Source organism: Novosphingobium sp. (assembly GCF_036733805.1).
In the GTDB taxonomy this organism is placed as follows: domain Bacteria; phylum Pseudomonadota; class Alphaproteobacteria; order Sphingomonadales; family Sphingomonadaceae; genus Novosphingobium.
Map to the genome: position 1 here is coordinate 1 of NZ_DAIMZT010000130.1, position 2,527 is coordinate 2,527.

The following is a 2,527-nucleotide window of genomic DNA, read 5'->3' on the forward strand; positions in this document are numbered from 1 at the left end:
CCCGGCGTCTCCGCAGCCCTGGTCGACGCGAACGGCATCGTCCTGGCGGCGCCCCAGGATGAGGCCGGCATCATCGGCAAATCGCTCGACAACGTGCCGCTGCTTTCTGCCATCGCGGAGACCGCGCTGAGCTCGGACAAGAGCGAGGGCTCACTGTCGTTCCGCGCGGCGGACGGATCGCGGCGCGAGCTGAGCTTCACAAAAATTGCCGGCACGGGCGCACGGCTGATCGCCAGCATCGACGAGGACAAGGTGACCGCGGCCATCAACCGCGACATCCGCACTGCCTATCTGCAACTCCTGTTCGTCTGCCTCTTTGTGTTGCTTGGCGCCCTCATCGCCGCGGAAAAGCTGATCATCAAGCCGATCGACGCGCTGGCGTCGATGGCCAAGCGTTTGGGTGAGGGCGACCTGTCGGCCCGCGCGGTACGCAGCCATCTGCCGGCCGAATTCGTGCCGCTCGCGCGTGCCTTCAACGCGATGGCCGCGCAGCTCAGCCAGCGCGAGCGCGAGCTGGTCGCGACCAACGACCGCCTCACCGTGATCGCCTCGATCGATATGCTGTCGGGCCTTGCCAACCGCCGCGGCTTCCAGAGCCGGCTCGATTTCGAATGGATGAAGGCGCAGCAATATGACAGCGACCTGTCGCTGATGATGATCGATGTCGATCACTTCAAGCTCTACAACGACACCTATGGCCATCCCGAGGGCGACGCGTGCCTCACCCGGCTGGGCGAAACCCTGTCCAGCATTGCCGCCGAGACCATGGGCTTTGCCGCCCGCTATGGCGGCGAGGAGTTCTGCCTGCTGCTGCCCAATGTCGCGGGGCCGCGTGCCTGCGAGATCGGCGAGATGGTGCGCACGGCCGTGCAAAATCTCGAGCTGCCGCACCGGACCTCGAGCCATGAGCGCGTCACCGTCTCCGTCGGCATCGCGTCCACCAGGCCGAACGATACGCTGCTTCCCGGCGACCTGATCGAAGCCGCCGACGCCGCCCTCTACGCCGCCAAGCACAGCGGCCGCAACACCGTGGTCGAGCATGGCTTTGCGCGGAAGGCGGGTGGGGTTGCGATGGCGAGTTGAGTGGGCCTGTGCGGCATCCCGAATCGGCTTATGGACTATCCTGAATCGAACGTGAGGAACTCATCGGCGCCTTTCGCTCGATGTCTCCCGCCCGGTTGCACCGCTATGGGGCTAGTCCTTTTGAGCCTGGGCATTGTCCCCATGAGCGAACCGCGAGCCGTCTCTCCCCGCTAGATTTGTGCCGCCTGTGACGGTCAGGTTCTGCTTCCGCCGCAGGCTCCCCAGCACTAGAGCCCGTCTCCGAAAGGAGGCGGGCTTATTGCCATCGGTCGGCACGGGTCGAACCGCCACGAGCGTGCATGCGCAACTGATTTGCCCGACGGGCTGATTTTCCGAAATCGCGTCAAGTCTCTCAGCGAAAAATATTTCGCTTTATCAGAATGCCGAATCACCGGCATGGTCCACGCCGTCCCGCACCCACATGAGGGGCGCTTCGCGATCGTCACGGACGTTGGGCGCGGGATGCGATGGCCGCACGGGGTCGCCAGACGAGCGATCCCGGGCGGACGGCAAAATCGCGTGGTCCTGGCCTCCCGACGCTGAGGTCAAGCTGGCGGATGACCAACCCGCCGGCGACGGTGGCTAAACAGCCCGGCACACCGGGGAGATCGCGTATACGCCGTAACACCATCGTGCAGGGAAGGCCGGATCGCACCGGTCGAACCTGTGGTTTCTAACTCGTGTGCTTTTTTCTACCAGCACACGAGGCCGCGGGTGCGACCAGCGCCCGGCCTTCCCTGCGCCCTCGATATTCCGGGGGATGCGAATGAGCATAGCCCGGGCGAATTTGCGCCGCGGGAACGCGGAAACTCGTCATTGCGAGAAGCGCAGCGACGAAGCAATCCATGCTTCAGCAAGCCGAGGAATGGATTGCTTCGCTTCGCTCGCAATGACGGGGAGGCTAGGACCGCCCGAAAGCTGCCCTAACTAGCCGCCAAACCGTTGACCCCGCGGCTGCTTTTGTGGCCTATTCCGCCCCTCTTTCAGATGGCCGAAATGGCCCAAAAGACCAAAGCCGCTCCATGACCTCCGAACGCTACAACGCCCGCGAAGCTGAGCCGCGCTGGCAACGCCAGTGGGACGAAAAGGCGATTTTTTCGTCGAAGAACGACGATCCGCGGCCGAAATATTATGTCCTCGAGATGTTCCCCTACCCGTCCGGGCGCATCCATATCGGCCATGTCCGCAATTACACGCTCGGCGACGTGCTGGCCCGCTTCATGCGCGCCAAGGGTTTCAACGTGCTGCACCCGATGGGCTGGGACGCGTTCGGCCTGCCGGCGGAGAATGCAGCGATCGAGCGCAAGGTGGCGCCGAAGGCCTGGACCTACGACAACATCGCCGCGATGAAGAAGCAGCTCCGCTCGATCGGGCTGTCGCTGGACTGGTCGCGCGAATTCGCGACCTGCGACCCCAGCTACTACAAGCATCAGCAGAAGATGTT

General features: G+C 63.9%; 2 protein-coding genes. Both read left to right on the forward strand.

The window, feature by feature from the left end:
* Positions 1-1,083: GGDEF domain-containing protein (locus V7D69_RS15790; protein ID WP_333606307.1), on the forward strand; the 1,083-nt coding region annotated here is incomplete at its 5' end.
* A gap of 1,022 nt (positions 1,084-2,105) precedes the next feature.
* A partial coding sequence (locus V7D69_RS15795) for a class I tRNA ligase family protein (protein WP_333606308.1) occupies positions 2,106-2,527 on the forward strand: 422 nt, incomplete at its 3' end.